This is a genomic window from Methanobrevibacter sp., from assembly GCF_045539575.1.
Taxonomy (GTDB): Archaea; Methanobacteriota; Methanobacteria; order Methanobacteriales; family Methanobacteriaceae; genus Methanocatella.
The window spans coordinates 30,168-52,438 of record NZ_JAZQFM010000049.1; the positions used below are offsets into that span (position 1 = coordinate 30,168).

30 protein-coding genes are annotated in these 22,271 nt (G+C 37.0%); 6 read left to right on the plus strand and 24 right to left on the minus strand.

The genetic code is table 11. The features are described from left to right. Nucleotides 1–25: 25 nt before the first annotated feature. Nucleotides 26–313: a hypothetical protein gene (locus tag ACKI30_RS06085; RefSeq protein ID WP_407410787.1), complete on the plus strand. Its 288-nt coding sequence runs from the start codon at nucleotides 26–28 to the stop codon at nucleotides 311–313. Between the two features lie 43 nt (nucleotides 314–356). Here ACKI30_RS06085 and ACKI30_RS06090 read toward each other — a convergent pair whose 3' ends face one another. The 4 genes from ACKI30_RS06090 to ACKI30_RS06105 form a co-directional block, all read right to left on the minus strand. After that, nucleotides 357–479, minus strand: coding sequence for a double zinc ribbon domain-containing protein (locus ACKI30_RS06090; RefSeq protein ID WP_292741835.1), 123 nt, complete (start codon nucleotides 477–479; stop codon nucleotides 357–359). Between the two features lie 9 nt (nucleotides 480–488). Further along, entirely contained in the window at nucleotides 489–1,088 is a 600-nt protein-coding gene (locus ACKI30_RS06095) for a methyltransferase domain-containing protein (RefSeq protein WP_407410789.1), read from the minus strand. A 23-nt stretch (nucleotides 1,089–1,111) separates the two neighbouring features. Next, the gene (locus ACKI30_RS06100; RefSeq protein ID WP_407410791.1) at nucleotides 1,112–1,291 is read right to left on the minus strand and encodes a hypothetical protein; all 180 of its coding nucleotides are present in this window, start codon (nucleotides 1,289–1,291) and stop codon (nucleotides 1,112–1,114) included. 62 nt (nucleotides 1,292–1,353) lie between these two features. Then, the gene (locus ACKI30_RS06105) at nucleotides 1,354–2,280 is read right to left on the minus strand and encodes a hypothetical protein (RefSeq protein WP_407410793.1); all 927 of its coding nucleotides are present in this window, start codon (nucleotides 2,278–2,280) and stop codon (nucleotides 1,354–1,356) included. Nucleotides 2,281–2,441: 161 nt separating this feature from the next. On the opposite strand from ACKI30_RS06105, the gene ACKI30_RS06110 reads away from it, so the two are divergent. The 4 genes from ACKI30_RS06110 to ACKI30_RS06125 all read left to right on the plus strand — a co-directional run bounded on the left by ACKI30_RS06110 (nucleotide 2,442) and on the right by ACKI30_RS06125 (nucleotide 4,694). Beyond that, nucleotides 2,442–3,080, plus strand: a complete 639-nt coding sequence (locus ACKI30_RS06110) for a zinc-ribbon domain-containing protein (RefSeq protein WP_407410795.1) — start codon at nucleotides 2,442–2,444, stop codon at nucleotides 3,078–3,080. A gap of 189 nt (nucleotides 3,081–3,269) precedes the next feature. Beyond that, the gene (locus tag ACKI30_RS06115) at nucleotides 3,270–3,869 is read left to right on the plus strand and encodes a hypothetical protein (RefSeq protein ID WP_407410797.1); all 600 of its coding nucleotides are present in this window, start codon (nucleotides 3,270–3,272) and stop codon (nucleotides 3,867–3,869) included. Between the two features lie 8 nt (nucleotides 3,870–3,877). Next, entirely contained in the window at nucleotides 3,878–4,069 is a 192-nt protein-coding gene (locus ACKI30_RS06120) for a hypothetical protein (RefSeq protein ID WP_407410799.1), read from the plus strand. Nucleotides 4,070–4,463: 394 nt separating this feature from the next. Further along, nucleotides 4,464–4,694, plus strand: coding sequence for a hypothetical protein (locus ACKI30_RS06125; protein ID WP_407410801.1), 231 nt, complete (start codon nucleotides 4,464–4,466; stop codon nucleotides 4,692–4,694). Nucleotides 4,695–4,897: 203 nt separating this feature from the next. Here ACKI30_RS06125 and ACKI30_RS06130 read toward each other — a convergent pair whose 3' ends face one another. Further along, nucleotides 4,898–6,355 (minus strand): sodium-dependent transporter, encoded by a 1,458-nt coding sequence (locus ACKI30_RS06130; protein ID WP_407410803.1) that lies wholly within the window; start codon nucleotides 6,353–6,355, stop codon nucleotides 4,898–4,900. A 51-nt stretch (nucleotides 6,356–6,406) separates the two neighbouring features. Here ACKI30_RS06130 and ACKI30_RS06135 point away from each other — a divergent pair, with 51 nt between their 5' ends. Then, on the plus strand, nucleotides 6,407–6,784 hold the full coding sequence (locus tag ACKI30_RS06135) for a DUF4258 domain-containing protein (RefSeq protein WP_407410805.1): 378 nt from the start codon (nucleotides 6,407–6,409) through the stop codon (nucleotides 6,782–6,784). Nucleotides 6,785–6,792: 8 nt separating this feature from the next. Here the strand turns inward: ACKI30_RS06135 and ACKI30_RS06140 are convergent, their stop codons facing one another. The 19 genes from ACKI30_RS06140 to ACKI30_RS06230 all read right to left on the minus strand — a co-directional run bounded on the left by ACKI30_RS06140 (nucleotide 6,793) and on the right by ACKI30_RS06230 (nucleotide 22,183). Then, nucleotides 6,793–8,271 carry a hypothetical protein gene (locus ACKI30_RS06140; protein ID WP_407410807.1) on the minus strand — a complete coding sequence of 493 codons (1,479 nt, stop codon included), beginning with the start codon at nucleotides 8,269–8,271 and terminating at the stop codon, nucleotides 6,793–6,795. Between the two features lie 8 nt (nucleotides 8,272–8,279). Further along, nucleotides 8,280–10,079, minus strand: coding sequence for a putative glycoside hydrolase (locus tag ACKI30_RS06145; protein ID WP_407410809.1), 1,800 nt, complete (start codon nucleotides 10,077–10,079; stop codon nucleotides 8,280–8,282). A gap of 173 nt (nucleotides 10,080–10,252) precedes the next feature. After that, nucleotides 10,253–11,794 (minus strand): signal recognition particle-docking protein FtsY, encoded by a 1,542-nt coding sequence (gene ftsY, locus ACKI30_RS06150; protein WP_407410811.1) that lies wholly within the window; start codon nucleotides 11,792–11,794, stop codon nucleotides 10,253–10,255. 144 nt (nucleotides 11,795–11,938) lie between these two features. Further along, the gene (pfdA, locus tag ACKI30_RS06155) at nucleotides 11,939–12,373 is read right to left on the minus strand and encodes a prefoldin subunit alpha (RefSeq protein ID WP_292741858.1); all 435 of its coding nucleotides are present in this window, start codon (nucleotides 12,371–12,373) and stop codon (nucleotides 11,939–11,941) included. 16 nt (nucleotides 12,374–12,389) lie between these two features. Further along, complete coding sequence (rpl18a, locus tag ACKI30_RS06160) at nucleotides 12,390–12,614, minus strand: 50S ribosomal protein L18Ae (RefSeq protein ID WP_407410813.1); 225 nt, start codon at nucleotides 12,612–12,614, stop codon at nucleotides 12,390–12,392. A gap of 24 nt (nucleotides 12,615–12,638) precedes the next feature. After that, nucleotides 12,639–13,313: a translation initiation factor IF-6 gene (locus ACKI30_RS06165; RefSeq protein ID WP_407410815.1), complete on the minus strand. Its 675-nt coding sequence runs from the start codon at nucleotides 13,311–13,313 to the stop codon at nucleotides 12,639–12,641. A 46-nt stretch (nucleotides 13,314–13,359) separates the two neighbouring features. Continuing rightward, entirely contained in the window at nucleotides 13,360–13,605 is a 246-nt protein-coding gene (locus tag ACKI30_RS06170) for a 50S ribosomal protein L31e (protein ID WP_292741864.1), read from the minus strand. A gap of 11 nt (nucleotides 13,606–13,616) precedes the next feature. After that, the gene (locus ACKI30_RS06175) at nucleotides 13,617–13,772 is read right to left on the minus strand and encodes a 50S ribosomal protein L39e (protein ID WP_004032463.1); all 156 of its coding nucleotides are present in this window, start codon (nucleotides 13,770–13,772) and stop codon (nucleotides 13,617–13,619) included. A gap of 20 nt (nucleotides 13,773–13,792) precedes the next feature. Beyond that, nucleotides 13,793–14,377, minus strand: a complete 585-nt coding sequence (locus ACKI30_RS06180; protein WP_407410817.1) for a hypothetical protein — start codon at nucleotides 14,375–14,377, stop codon at nucleotides 13,793–13,795. Between the two features lie 5 nt (nucleotides 14,378–14,382). Then, the gene (locus tag ACKI30_RS06185; protein ID WP_407410819.1) at nucleotides 14,383–14,739 is read right to left on the minus strand and encodes a DNA-binding protein; all 357 of its coding nucleotides are present in this window, start codon (nucleotides 14,737–14,739) and stop codon (nucleotides 14,383–14,385) included. Between the two features lie 21 nt (nucleotides 14,740–14,760). Further along, a complete protein-coding gene (locus tag ACKI30_RS06190) occupies nucleotides 14,761–15,198 on the minus strand; it encodes a 30S ribosomal protein S19e (RefSeq protein ID WP_407410821.1) in 438 nt (145 codons plus the stop codon). 95 nt (nucleotides 15,199–15,293) lie between these two features. After that, nucleotides 15,294–15,551: a YhbY family RNA-binding protein gene (locus ACKI30_RS06195; RefSeq protein ID WP_295163011.1), complete on the minus strand. Its 258-nt coding sequence runs from the start codon at nucleotides 15,549–15,551 to the stop codon at nucleotides 15,294–15,296. Next, nucleotides 15,520–15,885 (minus strand): ribonuclease P protein component 4, encoded by a 366-nt coding sequence (locus ACKI30_RS06200; protein WP_295163009.1) that lies wholly within the window; start codon nucleotides 15,883–15,885, stop codon nucleotides 15,520–15,522. Before ACKI30_RS06200 ends, ACKI30_RS06195 begins: the two co-directional genes overlap by 32 nt. Nucleotides 15,886–16,092: 207 nt before the next feature. After that, nucleotides 16,093–16,491 carry a type II toxin-antitoxin system VapC family toxin gene (locus ACKI30_RS06205; protein WP_407410823.1) on the minus strand — a complete coding sequence of 133 codons (399 nt, stop codon included), beginning with the start codon at nucleotides 16,489–16,491 and terminating at the stop codon, nucleotides 16,093–16,095. Between the two features lie 21 nt (nucleotides 16,492–16,512). Next, nucleotides 16,513–16,893 carry a hypothetical protein gene (locus ACKI30_RS06210; RefSeq protein ID WP_407410825.1) on the minus strand — a complete coding sequence of 127 codons (381 nt, stop codon included), beginning with the start codon at nucleotides 16,891–16,893 and terminating at the stop codon, nucleotides 16,513–16,515. 174 nt (nucleotides 16,894–17,067) lie between these two features. Then, complete coding sequence (locus ACKI30_RS06215; RefSeq protein WP_295163001.1) at nucleotides 17,068–17,418, minus strand: hypothetical protein; 351 nt, start codon at nucleotides 17,416–17,418, stop codon at nucleotides 17,068–17,070. 248 nt (nucleotides 17,419–17,666) lie between these two features. Continuing rightward, the gene (locus tag ACKI30_RS06220; RefSeq protein WP_407410827.1) at nucleotides 17,667–18,212 is read right to left on the minus strand and encodes an adenylate kinase family protein; all 546 of its coding nucleotides are present in this window, start codon (nucleotides 18,210–18,212) and stop codon (nucleotides 17,667–17,669) included. A gap of 20 nt (nucleotides 18,213–18,232) precedes the next feature. Next, nucleotides 18,233–19,327 (minus strand): OBG GTPase family GTP-binding protein, encoded by a 1,095-nt coding sequence (locus tag ACKI30_RS06225; protein ID WP_407410829.1) that lies wholly within the window; start codon nucleotides 19,325–19,327, stop codon nucleotides 18,233–18,235. 144 nt (nucleotides 19,328–19,471) lie between these two features. Then, the gene (locus ACKI30_RS06230; protein ID WP_407410830.1) at nucleotides 19,472–22,183 is read right to left on the minus strand and encodes an STT3 domain-containing protein; all 2,712 of its coding nucleotides are present in this window, start codon (nucleotides 22,181–22,183) and stop codon (nucleotides 19,472–19,474) included. Nucleotides 22,184–22,271: the final 88 nt, after the last annotated feature.

Here is a 22,271-nt window from a genome sequence, read left to right on the forward strand (position 1 = left end):
ATCATAATAATCAAGAGAGGAAAATATGACTACTAAACTCGACAGGTTCAAAAAGGAAATGGAACCTGCAAAGGAAATCTACACCAAAGAAATCAAAGATTTTGCTAGAAAATTTGAGGCATTAGGCGAAATGACTTTGCGAGAACGACCAGACATTGACACAATGGATTATATCTATTCCTTCGAAAAAGTCAATGGTGCTTCTCCAGAGGAACTGGATTCAATCCATAGTGAACTTTACAACCATATGAAAAAGTTTTCAAAAGAGAATAACATTTATGAATTCTATATGAATGCGATTATTCATTTATAGGAGCGATAAAAACTATTTTTTTAAAACCATCAAAAATTATTCCCTATTCAAGTTTCACACCCAAAATCCTACAGAACTTCTCTTCCTTGATATCATCACTGCCGCATCTGGGACATTTGTTTTCATCTTCCTTGACTTCGCTTCCGCATTCCTGACAGATTTTCACATTATCACCTCACGGATTGAATTTGAATACATCCAGCTTTGCTGATGTGTCATTATCTATCTCATCTTCTGAAAAGTACGCCGATTCTACCAGCTTCAGACGTGGCTCTGTCGGCAGGTACAGCCTGTATTCTATTGTTGAGTAGTAAAAAAAGATCAGTATCTCACGGGGGTTTCTCCCGTATGACTCGCCAATCCTCCTAAGCACATCCTGAAAGACATGTGAAGAAAAAGGATTGAAAAAGTAAAGGCAGTTTGCGCCGTCCGGAACATAATCCTCCGCTTTGGAGTTGACAAAATCTATATCTGCACCATCCCCATAGCTTTCAAGGTTTTCACGGGCAATTTCAAGCAGCCTTTCGCTGTGGTCAATGCCTATAATTCTGCATCCGACCTGACTGTTTATAAAAAAGCATATTCTTCCCTTTCCGCAGCCATAATCAACAACAACATCATCCTTTTTTAGAATATCAAGTTCAACCAGCCTTTCCAGAACTATATATGGTGTCGGATCATATCCGTAATTCTGATTGTCCTCATCCGAATAGTCAACGCTTTCGGTGGAGATATTCAGTATATGGTCCCAATTTGAATCACTAGAGTTCAACATAATTATCAAAAAGTTAGTCAGAATTATCCTGCATTTAAGATATCCTCTTCAGACAAGCCAGTTAACCTGACAACATCCCCAATGATAAAACCCTCATCAAGCAAATTAGAAGCAATTTCAAGCTTACCTTCCTTAATTCCTTCCTCAATACCTTCCTTTTTACCTTTTTCTTTCATATATCTTTCAACAGGATTAAGAATCATGATATCTCCCCACCATAGCATCAGGCTCACTTGTACCAGAACATAAACAATAAACTACACCACTATTTACCTTTTAAAATATCCTCTTTAGACAAGCCAGTTATCCTAACAACATCCTCAATGACAAACCCATCATCAAGCAAATTAGAAGCAATTTCAAGCTTACCTTCCTTTTTACCTTCTTCAATACCTTCCTTAATTCCTTCTTCAATACCTTCCTTAATTCCTTCTTCAATACCTTCCTTTTTACCTTTTTCTTTCATATATCTTTCAACAGGATTAAGAATCATGACATTCTCCTCCACATACTGTTCATATTCATTTTCATCCAACATATTTGCACTCAATACATCAAACAAATAGATTACTGCCATTTTTTCATTTATATCAAAAACCAAACTTTCGGAAATTCTTTCAAACAAATTGCGGGCCCTGTTCAAAATTTCCAGTTTGGATTCTTCGAAATCAGTGTAGACTATCAATTGCAATGATGCAATATCCATGTCAGTAATTTTCTCATTATTTTTTAATTTGTATTCAACGTTTTTAAATATTTCACTAGCCTTGAAATCTTTAAGGGAAATCACATGCATTGTATATACACATCCCTCCTTTATGACAAATTCCTTTTTTGTATAGGGTGCTTTTTCAATGCACAATATGTATAATTCCACATCATTGTCCTTAAAAATTCTTATGGATGAAATATATTGGAAAAATCTTTTGATATCGTCATCTGTAGGAAGTTTGGTTTGACATTCCACTATCAGACTTACGGTTTTTCCATCCTTTTCAGCCTCACCTACAAAATCCATTCTGGAAATGCTTGGCCCCAGATTTGTAACTTCAGAAATTAGTGTTTTGCTGATTCTATAGGGAATTTCAACAAATTTCAAAAGCCCATTTGCACGCTCCAGCAGAATGCTTTTGAAGGCATAATCATTATATTGTGAGTATTGCCTATCTAAAATTTCAATTTCGCCATTCATACAATCCAATATAGACCAAATCTTATTTAAATTTAATCTTTTTTAAAATACAATATTAATATTAACTTATAAAGAAAATAAATGAATATAAATCATTATTATATCCAAATGCAAAAAAATATTATCATTGAAGAGAAAAAATATACTATTGAGGGATTGAGTTGAAAAAATTCTGTAAAAACTGCGGATGCCAGCTGGATGAAAATGAGCTTTACTGTCCGGATTGCGGCAAGGCCACCGGAAACAGGCATGTTATGAGGTACTGTCCGAACTGCGGTGAGGAAATAGACCATGACGAGAGATTCTGCCGAAACTGTGGTGTTGAACTTAAAAAACCGGAAGTCCAAAGAGAAAGCATGCTGGACAAATACAGGACTCCGATAATAATTCTGGCGGTGATATTTGCCATTGTTATTGTTGCATTTGGGGCATTCAGCGCTCTTGGAACCGGTCAAGTCCAGGAAGTCCATGTGGATTCAATAGCTTTCACAATTCCCGATTATTTTGAGGAGGACACCCGCTTAAAAATCGACGACAACGACTCAGGACTGATATACAAGTCCAAGTTCTGGCAAAGCGACAATGACTACATACAGATTGACGTGATGTATTCCGAGCAGTATGTCGATGCAAGAGAAATCGCCGATTACATGGGAGGCGAGAAAGCCACAATGATTGGACATGACGGCTATTACAACGAGCTCGAGGACTCATATTCATTCTCATTCGTTGAATCAAACAAGCTCGTCACAGTATACACCTCAGATTATAGCCTTCTTGATCAAATTGAATCATCTTGAAATTGATTCAAACAACAAAATATGAAAAAATCAATATTGATTTTAAAATTCAAAGCCATTACCATAACTATTTAAACAATAAAAATCATATTTTCCCATACAAGAAAAATAAAGCAGTTTAAAGTGAAATCAAAGCAATTTTACAAACTGACTGCAATTTTACAAACTAAAATCAATGGAGAGCAAAATATGATGGAAAATTTAGACGGCAAATTCAAAATAATTTCTCCCGAAAAAGTTACAGAATTCATCAATGCCAATGAAAATACCCAAAAAATTCTTAATGCAATGGAAATGCAATTAGACAAACATTTTCCCGACAATGAATTCTCATTGGAAGTCTGTAATGATTTAGGTTGGACAACAGAAACCAAATTACTGCTCAATGTTCATGTAACTCAGGAAATGTTTTTCAATGGAATTTTAGACCATTTCAATTCCATATATGCAGAAATTGAACCAATAATAGATGAAATTGAAAATACGGTTGTGCTATTTCCTGAAATCGATGGCATTGATATTGACAGAATGAGCAATACCAGCTCCGTAAATGTCATTGCAAGAACTGCATATTTCAATAACTACAATGACGGCATAATTCAAAGGGAAATGAGCTTTAGAGATATTCCAAAAGACCAACAGATCTCAGAAATTATTGAATACTGTAAAACTCACGAAAATCCGAACTTTTCAGATATTGTATACGATCTTCAGCTCCCGCTTTTTGATGTGGACGACATCATCACAGAATTGGAAGAAAACGGTACAAAATTGAATGTTAAATATTAGGTGATATAATGGCAACATACGTTAAAAAAGGAGATAGGTTAAAAGGCGAACAGATTCAATGCGAAGCTAGAAAAATCTCAAATCCAATTCCGGTTCCAAAAAGCGGACGATATAAAACACAGCAGATAATCCTAAAGAACAACGTTGAATGTGAAATCAAAAAAGAATCCAAACATCTCAATCCAAAGCAGGAAAAATAGAAATTATTCAAATCCCGGCTATAACACCCATCATCAAATCAGCAATTGCCAATGCCATTCCGAACCCCATTACCGACAAAATACCCATATGGGCAAAAATACTTTACTAAACAATTTTTAAAAAGCTGATGAGTAAATTTAGGCACATAAAAATAAGTAAATCTTTAAATATTATCTAATTAAGAATATAATCTGTAACACACTCTCGTGTTATCTAAAAAAAATTTTTAGTTTAAGTTTTCTTGGGACTCACCCCCCAAGATAACTTATTGACTCATTCTACTATTTTCCCCCAAAGGCATGATTCAATTACTTTTTTTAAATATTTATAAATAAAATAACATTTAAATATAAAATTAGCTTAACGCTTTAAAAAAAATGGGAGGAAGATAACATGGCTCAAAAAAATATGATCATTGCATTAGTCATTTCCTTCATATTCACCGGACTCGGTATCGCATATGCAGGAGATGTAAAAAAAGGACTGATATTCTTTGCAATCGGAATCGTATTGAACGTCCTGGGTATGTGGGTGCACATGGCATTCTCCATCATAAGCATCATATTCTGGATATATGCGATGTATGTAACATATCAGGAAGTCAATGCAGTCAACGGAGCATAGTATAATTTATTAATAAATTATTCTTTTTTTATTTTTTTATGTAGATATCACCGAAACAACTTTGTAAAAATTACCACACCACAAATATATCAAAAGAAACGATTAATTATCTTACTACTTTTCAAACTAAAATTAATATCAAAATAGCTAAAAGCAATTATTTGATATGTAAAATTCAAGGAAAAAAATAAGAAATAGGGATATTAGTTATCCCCGGCCGGTTTGAGTTTGGTGAGTATAAATGCAAATACCAAAACACCAACGATAATAATCAGGTCGACTATAATCTCGAATTCTTTTGCTGTTGAGAACAGCTTGATAATACCTATTGCCCACATTACAATCAATACCAATGGCAAGAGATATTTGATTACGAAAGTCCAAATTGTTCCGACCTTGAATGTTGATGTTTCATTCAATGCAGGAAGGAACTTGTCGACACCGTAGAACCATGCAAATATGATACATTGAATACCGATCAATAGCAATATTCCAAACTCATTGACGAATGAATCAACGATTCCGACAAGGTAGCTGCTGATACCAGTAGTCAGAATAACTGAAAATGCACAACCGATAATTGACAATACTGTTGCGGTTTTTTTACGGGACCATCCGAGCTTGACGGATGTTGAATTCAGCATTGGCTCGAAGAATCCTAAAGCAGATGTGATTCCTGCAAAGAGAATTGCTAAAAACAGCAATGGAGCCAATACACGACCGACAGGACCCATTATGTTGAAAATCATTGGGAATACTACAAATACCAGTCCTGTACCCTCGGTAACCAGCTGAACCATAGGGGTTCCCGCTGTAACTGACATGTAACCTAAAATTGAGAATACACCGAATGCAGTACAGATTTCAAATCCTGAGTTGGATGCAACCACAATCAATACGTTGTCGATTAACTTTGAGTTTTCAGGCAGGTAACTTGCATATGTAAGCGCAATAGCTTGACCCATACTCAATGAGAAAATGATTTGAGCGAATGCCGCAAGCCAGATGTTCACATCCCCAAGCATGCTCCAGTCAGGAGTGAGCAGGGTTTCGATACCGACGTTAGCACCAGGCAATGTCAATGCATAGACAATGATGATTCCCATTATGACAAACAATGCCGGAATAAGTATCTTTGAAATCTTACCTATTCCCTTGTCGACATCCCTGTGGGAGATGAACCATAGGACAACCCATAAGATTAAAACACCAATTGTTGTTGGAATTAAAAGAAAACTGGCGTTTGAAAGGTTTGAGCTTCCGCCAACAGTGCTTACAAAGTACTGTGCAGTATCAGTACCCCAATTGAATGTGAAACTGCTTAAAAGGTAAACCAAGTCCCAGCTTAGAATTACCATATAATAAATCGTTACTATAAACACGAAAAGAACCAGTATCCAGGCAATTATTTCGAATTCAGGCTTGATTTTCCGCATGATCTTCGAAAAGGACTCCTTGAAACTGAATCCTACACCATATTCTAATATTAAAAATGGAACTCCCATAATAGCAATTGCTATAAAGTAAGGTATGAAAAAGGAACCTCCACCATTAGAATACAGTACATAGCTGAAACGCCAAATGTTACCTAACCCAACAGCAGCTCCAATCATAGCAAAAATGAATGCCAATGACGAATCCCATTGCGCTTGTTCAGACATGATATAATTTTTATAAAACGATATATAATAATGTTTACATATTGTATTATGATGAATGTATTTGACAAATTTATTATGGGAGACACATCAGACATAAACTGGTGTTTTGAAAACAGACATTTCATAGAAAGGCTTGACGAGAATGGAATTTCAAGGGAATATGTGGTTGACTGCCTTTTAAATGAAGAGCCTATAAGCTATGAACACATAGAAAGGGAAAAGTATGCTGCAGTATTCAAGGCGCCGCCATCAAAGGACTATAAGGAAATCAGAGTGGTAATGGCATGCAGCGGAAACTCAATTGACCTTGTAACAGTTATGAGAAACAACGAAACAACAACCATTCGCCAGAACAGACAGTACCAGTCAGACAAAAAGAAAAATATTGAAAAAAAGCGCATTAAAGCTATGAAAAAAAGAAAATGGTAGATAAGGTTTTAAACCTTATTGAAATTCAGAAGTTTTGTTAAACCGATTCTAAAGAGAACCACACCTTTTGCACCGCCGCTCTTGCATGCCTTGGCGTCTTTTAGAAGCTGGGAATGAGTCAGCTTTTTAACGTTACTGTCGGACTTGTATGACTGAAGGCCTGTCCAGACCTGAGCGCCGTTTGACTGTGAAACAAGGGTTTTGGTCACGCTCTTAAGCCATGAAGTTCCCTCGCCGTAATTGCCCTTGTAGGCCATAGGGACAATGACATCCAGGTATTTGGTCATTGTCGGAATGTCCTGGCCGTAATAGTAAGTGTTTGCATCAGGCTCAGGCATTACCGCCGCTGAAAGAATGCAGTTCGGCCTCACCTTTCTGACTTCAACGGAGACCTTCTTTACAAAGTAGTTGACTGCCTTTATGGCATTGTCATACTTGTAGGCGGTTCCTCCGAATCTGACATAATCCATGTGAACACCGGCAACTCCCTTGATTTTTGCATAGTAAACCGCCTTTGCGGCTTTCTTTTTCATCATTCCATAATTGGGAGACCCGTCACTTTTTAAAGGTTTTACCCATTTGCCGTTGAAGAATACCTGCATCCATATGTGAACCTTCATCCCATACTTGTTAGCCTTTGAAATCCAGGAAGTTACCTTCTTTTTACCGTAGAGATTAAATGCATAAGAATTCAAAAAGATCTGCTTGGTTCCCTTTGATTTCAATGTCTTGAGACTGACGGACTTGATTCCGCTGGCCCACATCCAATATCCGTTTCCCTTACTCAGGGCGGATTTCACCTTAACCTTATGGGAGCCGCTTGATGAAAGATAAGGACTGCTTGATGCGAATGAATATGAAACCTTGTAGGTTCCCTTCTTAAGGCTCAGGAATATCTGCGCATAACCCTTGGAGTCTGTAGTTTTCCTGTATGTTTTTCCGTTGACCCTGAATACGATTTCCTGATTTTTAACCGCCTTTCCGGCATCTGTCAGAAGACGGACAATGAAGACTGATTTCAATCCCTGACGGTAATTGATGTCCTTGTCTGCAACCTTCAGAACTGTTTTTGTAGGGGCATTGATAGTTACAGTGGCGGACCCGTTTGAAGGGTTGGTGGAGTTATCGCCCAGGAAGAAATAATTGACAGTGTAATTTCCCCGGGAAAGGGCAATATCCAAAACTGCATTACCAAGGCTGTCTGTGAGTCGTGTATAGTTGTTTCCATCAATGCTGAAAATTACGGGTTTTGAAGCCAGTGCAGTGCCATTTGAATTTAATGTTGCATTAATCTGTGTTGAAAAACTCTCATATCCGACAGTGTCGTTTGCTGACAATTGGGAATCGGATTTGACTGGCTCGGAGAGTGTGGAATTTACTGTCTCAACAAAATCATCATCAATGTCAGTGACATTGTCCTCAGCGGCCACTGCTGAAATAGAGAGAAGAGCCATCACCAACATCAACAATATTATTGACCTTTTCACGTTAACACCTATAACTCGTCAAAGTTGAAGAAGTTGAACAGGGAGTATCTGAATATTATGACACCGTTTGCTCCACCGTAACCTGCATACTTTGCGTCGTTTTTCAGTGTTGAAGCGGAAAGTTTCTTGACATTACTGTCTGAAACGTATCCTTGAAGACCTGTCCAGACGTCAGCACCGTTGGATTGTGAAACGAAAGTGGCGGTCACTGACTTGATCCATGAAGCATCCTTACCGTAATTTCCCTTATATACCATAGGGACAAGAACATCAAGGTATTTGGACAAGGTAGGAATGTCCTGACCGTAATAATACTTGTCTGAAGACGGTTCAGGCATTATTGCCGCTGAGACAATCAAATCAGAATTCATCTTGTGCAGTTCAGTGCATGCTGTTTTTGTAAAGTAATTGATTGCAGCAACACCGTTTGTGTGCTTGTATGCTGTTCCGGGGAATCTCAGATAGTCAAAGTGAATTCCTGCAACACCATCAATGGCCGCATATTCCTTGGCTTTCTTGATTATTGAATTGAAGAGGGTGTACTTGTAGGTTCCGTCACTGTTTACAGGAGAAATCCATCCTCCGTCATTGAATGCCTGCATCCAGATATGGACCTTGATGCCTAAAGATTTGGCTTCAGTGGCAAAATCGGCAACGGCACTCTTTCCGAAATGCTCAATGGCATAATAGTTCAGGAATATGTGGTTTGTACCGTACTTGACAACCTCAGACAGGTCGACATCCTTCATGTCAGACCCGAAGAGCCAGAAACCGTTGTTGTTGGTTGAATCTGACTTGACCGCAACGGAATATGTTTTGCTGGTACGTTTCAGATACTCTGTGTTGTATGAGTTGACGCTGACCTTGTAGATACCTCGCTTTTGCTTGATGTTGAATGTTACCATACCGTTCTTGTCTGTCTTTTTGGTATAAGTTTTTCCGTTGATTTTAAATACTATTGTCTTGGACGGTATCGGATTTCCATGAGCGTCCTTGTACTTGAGTATGAAAGGAGCTGAAACCTGATGGACATACTCAACTGAATTCTGCAATACCAGTTTTGTAGGTGAGCCCTTCTTGACGGTTACCTTTACGGATTTGGTTGCGGATTTGGCATTTTTCATTCCATAAAAGATGCATTTAAGGGTGTATGTTCCCTTAGGCAGGTCGATGTTGAGTGTTGCCTTACCGTTGGAATTGGTTTTCTTGCTGTATGTCTTGCCGTTTACCTTAAAGACAACTTTCTTGCCCTGCATCTTGATTCCGCCGGTTTTCAATGTGACGACGTAAGGGTTGTTTATGCCCACATATGCAGTATACTTGGATGATCCGGTAATCTTGGATGTTGAGTCTCCGACAACGGTAACTTTCTTAGAACCGGAAACAGGCTCATATCCGTCAGCCTTAAAGGAATATTTGAGAGTGTAGGTTCCCAATGCATAGAGATTGAAATAAGCATATCCCTTGGAATTTGTTGTCAGATTCTTGGTGGCGGTCTTGAAGTCTACCTGAACCTGTTTGTTTGCAATGCCCACACCATTATCATCTAAAATACGAATTACAAAGTTGGTGTTCTTAATGAAAACACTGTTAGAAGAAGTTTTAGAACTAGTAGCAACAACGCTACTCTTACTGCTGGCGACCGGATTATCCTCGGAATCGACAGCTAGAATCTCATTATCCTGTGCAGTTTCAACATCTGCACCATTTTCAATTGTTTGAATATTTGAATCATTATCTATCGCTATTTGATCACTTGTTTGGTTAACATCACTTGCACAGACTGCATTTAAAGACAATACAGCCAAAAAAATGCAAATGATTAAAACCGATTTGTATTTAATATTAATCACCCTAATTTTTTTGGATTAAATCACTCGTCACTATTAATTTGACTTTTTTAACACATATAAACTTTACTACAAAAATCATTCAGAATAGGTAATTTCTAAAAAAAAGAATTTTTAGAGCTATTTGGATATTAATCCGCTAGCTCTGCAACTTCTTCATCTTCACTGAATAATTGGTTCAACATCCATTCGGCATCGTATTCCATGATGTCATCGTATCCTTGACCGACTCCTAAAAACATTATAGGCTTTTGGATTACGTAACCAATGGACAGGGAGGCTCCTCCCTTACTGTCAGCGTCAGCCTTGGTCAGGATTACACCGTCAATGTCAATAGCTTCATTGAACTTTTTAGCCTGCTCGGTTGCATCGTTACCTGTTAGAGCATCACCAACGAAAATAACAAGGTCAGGTTTTGAAACCCTCTTGATTTTCTTCATTTCATCCATAAGGTTAGTGTTGGTCTGCATTCTTCCGGCAGTGTCGATTAAGACCAGTTCCTTGCCTTGAGCCTTAGCGTGTTCAACTGCATCGAATGCAACAGCTGCAGGGTCTGAACCCTTCTGGTGCTTGATGATTTTAACGCCCACATTGTCAGCGTGATGTGTAACCTGTTCGATTGCTCCTGCCCTGAATGTATCTGAAGCGGCAATAACCGGAGTGTATCCCTTATTGAGATAATAATTTGCCAGTTTACCGATAGTTGTGGTTTTTCCGGTTCCGTTGATACCCACAAACATTACAACCAAAGGTTCTCCCTGTGCCTTTTTCTCCTCGATCATTTCAGTCATGGATTTTCCAGGAACGTCAATGATTTCTGCTACGGTGTCCCTTAATGCGTTGAAGGTGAGCTCGGTAATGTCATTGCTTCTTTTGATTTTTTTACCTACAAGATTGTCTTTTACACCGTCAACAACCTCACTGGCCACTTCCATAGCCACATCCCCCTGGAGGAGTTCCATTTCAAGTTCGAATAGGATATCTTCAACGTGCTTTTCCTGAATGGTTTTTTCACGAACGAATGAGAAGATTCCACCGGTAGCTTCGCCGTCTGCTGAAACATCGCTTTTATCCTTTTTCCTGCTCCAGAAGTGAGATTTTTCCTCTTTTTCTTCCTCTTCATCTTCACCTTCAGACTCTTCCTCGGAAGTTTCCTCTTCATCTTTTTTCCTGCTCCAGAAGTGAGATTTTTCCTCTTTTTCTTCCTCTTCATCTTCACTTTCAGGCTCTTCAGCTTCCCCAGATTCTTCCTCTTCTTCGGATTCATCTTTTTTGGATTGGCCCATCAGTCTGGAGAGTAAACCAGACTTTTTCTCTTCCTTGACTTCCTCTTCTTCGTCATCAGAAATTTCTTCCTCATCATCTTCTGATTCCAACTCGTCCTCTTCATCTTCTTCGACTTCTTCAGGAGCTTCTTCATCCTCTTCCTCGTCGACTTCCTCAATTTCCTCTACAGGAGCCTCTGCAGTTTCTTCTTCTGCTTCAGGAAGTAAATTGGAATCATCCTCTTCTTTTTCTTCCTCTTTTTCTTCTTTTTTCCTACCGAATGAGAAAAATGAGAACCTGGTACCTTTTTCCTCTTTAAGGTTGTCCTCCTGTTCCGCCTCTTCGATAAGCTCTTCCTCTAGTTTTTCACTTGTACGTGAAAATTTCTTCTTTAATGATTCAAACAAAATAATCCAACCTGTTAGTTAGTTAAAAATTTAATTATTAATATTTATATTTTTCATAGTATTTAAAAAAGAAGTCAAAATAAGGCTAAAAATTAATTAAAAATGTTTTAAAAAAAATAGAAAAAAGAAAAAATTGTAAAATATTTATCTCATTTGGGTCATTCCACCCTGAGCTGCAGCAGCGATTTGCTCAGCCTGAGCCTGAAGAGATCCAACAATGTCGGTGCATTGCTGCAAGTTAGCCAGCATTTTGTCTAAGCTATCTTTTAAATCTTCTTTTTGACCTGTGAGTATTTCACGAGCTCCGTCAGCATCTTTTTTAAGAGCGAGCCCTGAACCAATACTTACAATAATTTCGTCAGTACTTTTAAGTTCTCCTTTAATGAAAGAACCAGCACCTACAGGCACAAATGCTTCGACAGATTCCTTACCTTCAATATCTTCTAAAGTGGAAAATAATGAATCAACTTCAGCGATGGAAGCCTGAATCATTTCAATTTGCTGTTGAATTAATTCAGCTTGTTGTCTGTATGCATTGATTTCATTAAGAAGACTGTTTAATCTTTGCTGATCTTCCATAGTAACACCTACGTGTCTATAAAATTTCTTTTACAATTGGGTCTTGAACATCTTCAGGAGCGATTTCTTCAATGGATTTGATAGAAATTTGATTCCTGTTAATACCATGTTTACTACCGAAACGTGCGTAGATTTTTTCTTCAACGTTTTGTTCACTGGTAGCTTTGTATTCTTTAGTGAATTTATGATATTCATCGCCCATTACAAAAGTACCTTTAACTCTGTAAATTTTTGTTATCATATAAAATCCCTCATGATATATTAATTAAAAATTATCATCCAAAAAGCCTAATGCTTCTTCAACTCTAGCCATTTCAGGACCAGTACTACCTTTAGCTACAATTGCGCCATTGGAATTTGCAATGGAACAAGCGCCGACCAAAGGAATACCTTTACCGACAGTACCAATATCTCCTTCAACACCAAATACTTTACGAGCTAAGTTAATTTCACTTGAAGTTGCATTGCTTGAAATCAGAAATCCCTTGTTGGTCACTTTAACAAGTGAACCGATGATGTCGCTTCCGCTTATTGCATGAGCCTCAGCGTCGACATCCAAAGCGTTTTCGATTATGTTTTTTGCATCTTCGGATAAGAACGGACTAATGATAGCGCCCGCATCATTTGCAGCAACGATATTTCCAACAGCAGTGTACTGGGAAGGAATTGCAGCAACATTCAATCCTAATTCTTCAAATTGTTTAACTTCTCTATCCAAAACATGTGGGGAAACAACGATACCATTTGAATTAGCCACAGCTAAAGATCCTATAAGATTACTGCCGGAAATAGAAGACTTGACAACGTCGACCTCTAATGTTTCCTTAATAATTTCGGCCTTTTCGTCCAGGAGATTATAAGGAACAATAGCTATATCGTCAGTTGCAAGAATGAAGACTCCTATGTTAGGATTTCCTACAATATCAACTCTTTTCAACATATTGTTACCTCACATTAATCAAATATTATGGCGAAGGTACTATAGCCTATTCTGCTAAAGTAGCTTTTACAACACCATCATCATCTTTAACTGCTTTTACAGTAATTTTAGAAGGTATTTTTTGAATACCTCTTTCCCAAATTGCATGATTGATAGACTCATCAAGTTTAACTTCTTCAGCTTTCATGTGTTTAGTTAAGAAGTTTTGTACTTCTCTGATAGCTCTAGGAGCTCTGATGGTCCTTTTGACATTTTTTACATTTCTAAGTGGAATTGTGTAAACTCTTTCCATATTAACCCCTCTTATAATTTAAGACTGTTTCTTCTCCAATGTCTAGGTTTTGGTCTGTATCTAAGTTTACGATTAGTTTTAGCATAAGCCCAGATTGGAATTCTCCTATTTTGTTTGTTTGCTTTTGCCATTCTTAATTTTTTAGCTAATGGTTTATTTCTACTCATTTTCTCACCTGTAATAATAATTATTTTTTATATCCAATAACACGAGTTTGATAATGTTCCGGGAATATATCCAGTGAATTTCCCCCTTTCTCATCAATCAAAGTCCTGATTTCCACTTCATAATCTGAGCTATTGTCCTTGTTTGACTTTTCATGTGAAATTTCAAACAGGCCAGAGGTTATCAGCTTGACAGATTTGTGACCAAAACTGTCCAGATTTATATATTGAACATCTTTCCTATCTTCAAGACTTCTTATCTGATTGACTGTTAATTTGGGAGTTCTGTCATCACGTCTTGTCCCATCAGCAATAATGTCATATTTTTCTGCAACACACTCAACAACACTTTCATGGATGAACTTTATCCCATCATTGGGAAATCCGTCCTCCAGAATCATGTCACAGGTTTTATCCAGGATAGCAAAGTCCATGTCCAAAACCTTATGGTCGAATCCGAGTGATGCCGCTGATTTGCTAGCCGGAATGTATGAATCATAAACACCGAAATTCGCAGTGCACAATTCAACGTCAAGACCCAATCTTTTGAGCATGACTGCCATGAAAGATGAATCTTTACCTCCACTATATAATACGGCTGCTTTCATTGACATTATTTCCTTGTAATTTTAATTTCTCTTTTCTGACCGGCAATTTGTCTTAAAAGGACTTTCAATTGCTCATCAGTGACCTTACCCCTTAAACTTCCAGCCTGAGCGGATTGAATCAATTGAAGTTCAATGTTATTGACCAGTTCAGGTTTGGTTAATTTAAGGTTTCCTAGCCTATTACGAGCTTCAGGAGTCATAATTTGAGCTAGAATCTGTTTTTTCTGAGCTTCAAATTGTGCCTGTGCTTCTTGCTGTTGAGCTTGAGCAGCAGCTTGTTGCTGTGCCTGATTTTGCATAGCAGCTTGTTGAGCTTGTAATTCAGCCATTCTTTTTTGACGAATTTCATCTAAATCGCTCATATCAAACTCTCCGAATTATAATTAGTATTTTTCAAGTTCAGGAATATCTTTAATGATTTCAGCAGAAATTTTATCTAAGAATGATCTTCCTGCTGGGGAGACAACTCTTCCACCTTCAACTTTTTCCACATATCCTGCGTCTTCTAATTGTTGTAAAGCGGTTCTGACGATAGATCCGCTACCTTTCATGAATTTTTCAGGACGTACACCACGGTCTTTTTTACCACCGTAGAAAGTTCTTAAACTCATAACTCCTACAGGACCGTCCATGTAAACTCTTCTGATGATAGAAGCAGTTCTTACATACCACCAATCAGCATTTTCCGGTTTTCTTTCTTTGTGAACACCGGTTTTAACAAAATTGGACCATGCAGGGGAATTGATTTTCTCATTGTTTTTAAATTCTTCTGCGACTTTTTCAATTAATAAATCTGCAGGTACATCAAATACAGTAGTCATATTAATTCTCCAATATTTTATTAAATAATTGTAGCTTAATCCACTGTAAATTTAAGACCTAAAAAATAGGGCCTGTAACTCTAAATTTAAAATGTTTAAGGCTTTTTCTTATAGATTACAGCAACATGGCCTCTAACGTCTATAAGCTGTGCTTTAGTCTTAGAGACAATTTCATCTATGTAATCATCTTTATTTCTAGCGATATTTTTTGCAAATTTAAGTTTAACAATCTCATTAGCCTTGAGCTGGCGTTTGATTTCTTCGATAACATTATCGTTGACACCGCTTTTACCAATGTTGATTGTCATCGCACCAAGAGCTCTATTCATCATTTCTTTTTTGCTTTGACTCATATTTAGCTCTCCTCTTTAACTTTTTTTCCTTGTGATAAGGAATTTTCATTACATGACCACATTCACCACAAAAAATGTTAACCTCTGAGTTAACTAGCCGGACGGTGCAATTATGGCCAGGATAAAGGAAACGCTTGCACTTCTTACAATATCTTCTGGACCATTTCTCAGGTACCTTGGTATTGTATTTGGTGGACAACTTCAATGCTAACTCAACATAGCGATCGGACCTTTCCGGATGGGTGATGAATTCCATCTCGGCACGCTCAAAAAGAATGTTCATTCTTTCAATCGCTATTTCAATCATCCACTTTGGTCGTTTTCCTCTACTCAAAATATCCTCCTCATAAATGATGAAAATAGGATATAATATTCAAAATTGAATTAAAATGATTTGCGCAAATTAAAACAAAAACCATAGTTAAAAGCTAACCTTAGGTTAATATGAATATTAAGAATAAATATGTTTATTACTATTTATAAAGGTTATGGATTTTTCAATATTTTTAAAAAAAATAAAGTTTGGAGGAAAAATAAATGGTTAATAAAACCCGTAGATTCTATTAATCCAATTGATTTTATCAAAATCAGAATCAAATGTTGCTATTCTAGTAATCCCATGCTTTTGCATAGATACCAATATGGTACAATCTGCAAAATTAATACTATGGTTGTAAAATCTAAACAAATTCATAGCTTTTTCATAGTCGTCTTCGGACAAAAAATCAAAAACATGAACATTTAACAACTGATTTACAATATCCTTAAAATTTCCAGTGAAATTATTTCTCTTTAAACTGTTTAATACCTCAACTAGAACAGTGATGTTGGTTGCTTTTGCCTCATTATCTAAAAAAGGTTTAATATTATTTGAAAACCTTTTATATGGATCTTTTTTAATTATTAAACCATTAACATAAGTAATGTCTAAGAAAATCATCAAGTGGTGTTTATTTAATAATTAATCCCAACCTTCTTTACCCAGACGGATGAGATTATCTAAAATGTCATCGCCTTCTGGATTGTCATGCTCCAACATGCTCCAAATTTTTTCATGATTAATTTCATCAGGAACATCTTCTATTTTTCTAAGATTATCCCAAAGAGTATCATTGACCACCTCTTCAGGAGTTCTATCAGTTAATTTTGACATTATATTAACCTTTTCCACAACAGCATCATTTAAAGTTACATTTAACATAGTATCATCCAATTTTTCTTTTTCAAATCCTTTTCTGACATATTTTTTAATCAAATCATCAAGATTTAATTCATTTTTAGAAATTCGTTTTTTTAACTCTGCAAGTACCTCATCATCAATATCTAAACATATTTTAACCATAATGCCACGACACAAACTAAAATAGTTTTTCACAAAAATCTAAAAAAGAAAGAATTATTAACCAATCCTTTCAAAACCCTGATTTTTGGTTATAATCATCATTTTTTAGAATCAAACCTTTAATATATGAAGAGTCTAAAAAAATCATTTTATCCTCCGGGGTGTTTTGAATTTTTAATCAAACATATCAGTGATCCTATCTAAAATATCATCACCTTCAGGTTTGTCATGTTCAAGCAAATTCCAGATTTTGTCTCCATCGATATCATCCGGAATTTCTTCCATTTTGCCCAATGCATCCCATAAAACTTCATTAATGACTTCAAATGGAGTTTTATTAGAACGTCTACATTTTATATTAACTTTTTCCATCACTTCATCACTAATAGTTACTGTTGACATATTATCAAGTCCTTGCTTAATGAATTTACAACACAAATCTGAATAACTAGATTTATAATTTAATGCTTGTTTTTTCAAATCTTCAAGTAGCTTTTCATCAATATCTAATGTAATTCGCACCATAGTATCACATGATTACAATTTAAAGCACTTAAAAGATTTAATGTTGCAACTTTTTTAGTGCTTGAACTAGCTAGAACAATTATTTTAATATTGAAATCCAACATATATAAATATTTTTGGAATACGCAAAAGCACAAGTGTGCAATATAAAAAAAGAGAAACATAAATCAATTATTGACCTAAATAAGAAAAATTGTTATTATTTAGGAAAATTGCTTTCATAATAAAAAATTGTTGTGAAAAAATAATTATGAATTTGAAATCAGCCAGTCCATAAAATCAACTTCACCGACAGGATAGGTTTTCTCACCGGAGATTATGCCTGAAAGCTCATCTACAATCTCATCAACTGTCAAGTCGCTTACATCGATTTCGGAGATTTCTTCACCATAAATGTCATAGGCTTCCGCAGTGCAGACCCCCATAGCTTCAGCTTCAAGGTTTTCATGAATTTTAGACTCTGAATAATCACGCCCTTCAAGTCTTGAGCGCAGAATCTCAGGCCTTACCCTTAAAACAATCACATTATCGGCACCGTCACACAAATGTGCCAGATGCCCTTCAAAAATAAGAAGCTCATTGCTGCCGGAAATGATTTCAGAGACCTTTTCATTCAATTTGGGAATGTCAATGACCTTATATCCTTTCTCATCATCAATTCCCAAAACGAAATCGTTTTCAATTGCCAAATCGTTAATCTTAATCAGTCCGCAGCCCAGTTTAGAGGATAACCTTTCGCTGACTGTGGTTTTTCCAGTGCACGGAGTGCCTGTTATAAAAATAGCTTCGCTCATAAAAATCAAAAAAGTAAGAATTATTTTTTCAAAATAACTCTTAAAACATCTTCATCTTCAAGTACGTGGTCGGGACCAACCTTTTGGCCCGGAAACTTAACTGAGGTTCCCCAGATTTTTGCATGACGGAAGTTTTTCACGAATTCCCTGTGGAGTTTTCCACATGCATCTATTACTGTAGAGCCTTTCTTGATAACCAGCGGATCTTCCATGTCCGCTTTTCTGCCTTGCGGCTTTAGATAAACACGAACCAAGTCAAGATTGTCAAAGATAATGTCTTTCAGCTCATCGATATTGGTATTCTTGTCGGCGGAAATCGGAATGAAATCGGGAATGTATTTCTTAAGCTCTTCAAGGTATGCCTCATCTACAAGATCCACCTTATTTAAAAGAACCAGCATCGGAACGTATGATTTATTTCTGTCAAGAACGTCAATAAATTGATCCATTGTCACGTCGTCCCTGAAAAGAACATCCGCATTAATATATCCGTACTCATTTAGGATTGACCTGATTGTCTTTTCGTCCATGTGGGTCAGCTTGCAGGTTGATGATACCTTTACACCGCCAAGCTTTTTCCTTTTGACAGTGACATCCGGAGGCTGTTCGTTAGGCCTGATTCCAATGGCCCTCAATTCATTAAGGATAACCTTGATGTGCTGCGGATTGAAAGTGTCGAGAACAACCAGTATCAGGTCTGCTGTTCTTGCAACGGATAAAATCTCCTTACCTCTTCCCTTACCGCTACTTGCACCTGTGATAATTCCAGGAATATCAAAAACCTGAATTTTAGCGTTCTTATGTTCCATTACACCCGGAACAATGTCCAATGTTGTGAACTGATAAGCTCCAACCTTACTTTCAGCATTAGTAATATTATTCAACAATGTAGATTTACCTACAGAAGGGAAACCTACAAGCACAACGGTAGCGTCACCGGATTTTTTTACATGAAATCCCTGGCCTTTTGATCCTCCACTGCTACGCTGCAGAGATTCCTCTTTTAATTTTGATAATTTTGCTTTAAGTTTACCAATATGGTGTGAAGTAGCTTTATTATATGGAGTCTTTTGAATTTCCTCTTCAATATCTTTAATTTTCTCTTCTATACCCATAAAATCGCCACAATAATCATTAATAAAAAGTATATATTATGACTAAATTTATGTTGTTAATATCATATAAATACTTTGAAAAAACAGCAGAATTTTAAAGAATTATTGAAAAAATAAAAAAATAGAGATTAGGTGAAACCTAATCTAAGTGTTTGTTGAGTTGCTGCTGGAACTGCCTGAGCCTCCACCGGCAACTGTATTGTTAAAGTTTACGTTGAACAGCATTACACCGCTTTCGGTGTGCACATTTTCAAATATGTCCTGACCTGCTCCACCTAAGAGGAAGAGTTGGGTAAACATTGAATTGGACAGCTCATTACTAATCAGGATAGGTGTGTACTGATTCTCACTACCCATAAGGAACATAGTGAAGTTAGCGTCTTTGACACCGCTTACAGACTCGTTTTTCATGACATAACCGTCTTCAATTACGATTATGTGAGAAATGTTCAATGGGTTGTATGGAGTGTCGTTAATCATAATCTGCTCACCGGTTTCTGTGTATACCGCTTCAGTGTAAGCTGAAGTGGTGTTGTTTCCTGTACCGCGAGTAATAACCGCATTGACTGTCATTCCTTGGTCGTCAAGTATTGACAACTTGTTAGTGCTTCCAGGTTTTACTTCCACTTGCTGTGTTGGAACGTAGTAGTTGTAGTTTTCGGAAGTTTGGTTTTCAAAGTCCCATGCACCGAAGTATGTCCACCAGCCTGCCTTACCGAGCATATCTGAAGATGCTACAAATATTACAGGACGCACATCATCAGGGTGAGTGTAGTTGACTACGGTTTTAGCCTGATCAGCAGTCAAGTGATACTTGCTTGTCAAGTCTTTTTCAGCGTCGCTTGCTGTTTTCGGTAAGATATCAATAAGGATATCGGTAGCTTTACCTGAATCTCCTGTGTATTCAATCAATGTGTTTTGAGCAAGTGTACCTGTTGAATCCAACATTCTGAAAATACCTGCAGACAATTCCAGATTATCAGTTGTCATCGCCTGACCCAGCCAGAATGCGCGGTCACCTGATTGAGAACCCCCATCGAATGTTACCTGTCTGTCGGCAGCAATCTCAAAGAGGTACCCGAAGTCCCACCAGGATGTGATTACAGTGTCTTCAGGAGTGTTTTCATTAATCCATTCCATTGAATTCCACATAGGGTCACTTGTACCAGGAACAACAGTGGATGAAGTCATATAAGCACCGCATACTGTTGGAGTAATCAATGCAATTACCATAGCTATGATTATAACATACTTTTTAAGTGGAACTTTTTTGGATGCGGTATTCTTGATACCGTAAACTGTAATTAAAGCGCATGCAACAATTGCGATGAAGAGCAGGACTCCAAATATGACATTGACTTGAGCCAAAGGAACTGCTGCAAGGAATCCGCATAATACTGCAATTGCAATAATCCATTTGTCATTGTTCAATTTATTCTTGATGTAATCGGTTGCAAATCCTACAAATATACCAGCCATAAGACCGAATGGCAATACAATGGTGGTAATGAACCTTGAACCTCTACTTACCGCAAGAGCTGTGACAACTACCCAAACAACAAATAAGGTTGCGTAAAGAATTGTCAAGTGTTTTGAAGACAAGAGTTCATCAGCTGAACCGAAATTGAAACTGCCAAAATTAATATTGGATCTGAAACTGTTGTCGATTTTTTTAGCGGAAGATAACCTTTTGCCTTTAGGAGGTTTTTTAGTAGTGCTTCCAGGGGTTTTGACTTTAGCAGTTCTGAATTTTAATGCCCTTTTAATTAATGCATACAATACTGCTAAACCTGTGAATAGAACTGCAATACCACCAATACCGTTTATTACACCATTGGTATTTGCTAAAAATGCAGAAGTCATTCCTTTACCAAGCAAACTTGGCATTTGCATCTCTGCAACAGAAACAAGAACGTTAGGGAAACCGCCAACGACCCTGGATGCAGATTGCAGGGAAAGTAATCCAAGTAAGTTTCCAAATATTCCTGTAACACCTTCAAGACCTTGGAAAATAGCAAGACCGACAAATCCTACAACTCCCAAAATGACAATTGAGAGGAATTCATTTTGGTGCAGGAACCACATGAGCTTGTTTGAGTATTCGTCTTGAGTGTCTTCTCCGACATTGAAGAAGTAACTTACAATCAAGTAAACAACTGCGAATATTCCCATAAGACCTATGTAAAAGATATAACCTGTCCAGGACTGTGAAAACAGACCTATTGCAATAATTGACAATATAGCAAATATAACCTTGAATATTATATTTTTGGCCCTTATTGTCTCTACAAAGAAGAATATAAAGAACAGGGAGAATATGTAGTAAAACATATCTGTATCGAAAAATCCTGGGAATGTGTGCGCAAAGTAGTTCGGAGCAAGCGCAATAATCAGAGTTGCTACAATAGCACCGTAATCGTTGGTCAGTCTTCTTGCAAAGATAAATGCAGGAATAACCGCTAATGTGGAAATTACAGCACCTGTCCAGAATGCAACTTCTCTTAAGTTCATGTCACCGCAGAAGGTGTCATGTATAAAGTTCGTAAGGTATACAATACCCAGTTCGTAATTAATCTCATTTCCGGTAGGAGCGTACCTGTGCATATCCCACTCACTACCATTTATCATTTCGTCTCCTACATAACCATGATCTGCATAGTCCTCAGTCAACCTTAAGTTATAATATGAATCCATTTCACTGAAATAAGGAAGACCGGATGAATCAGTGTACTCTGCTTTGAGATCATCGGAAAGATGCAAATCAGCCGCAGGGACTTTTAATGCAAAGACAACAGCTAATAAAATCGCTATGATTATTATTGACTTAACTATTGTCATAGTAGTTTCTTTATTCATCAAAATCCTCGTTTAAGTTCATTAATTAAATTGCTCGAAAACAATTTGTCATAGTAAAAAAATTTTTTAATTTAATATCGATATTAAA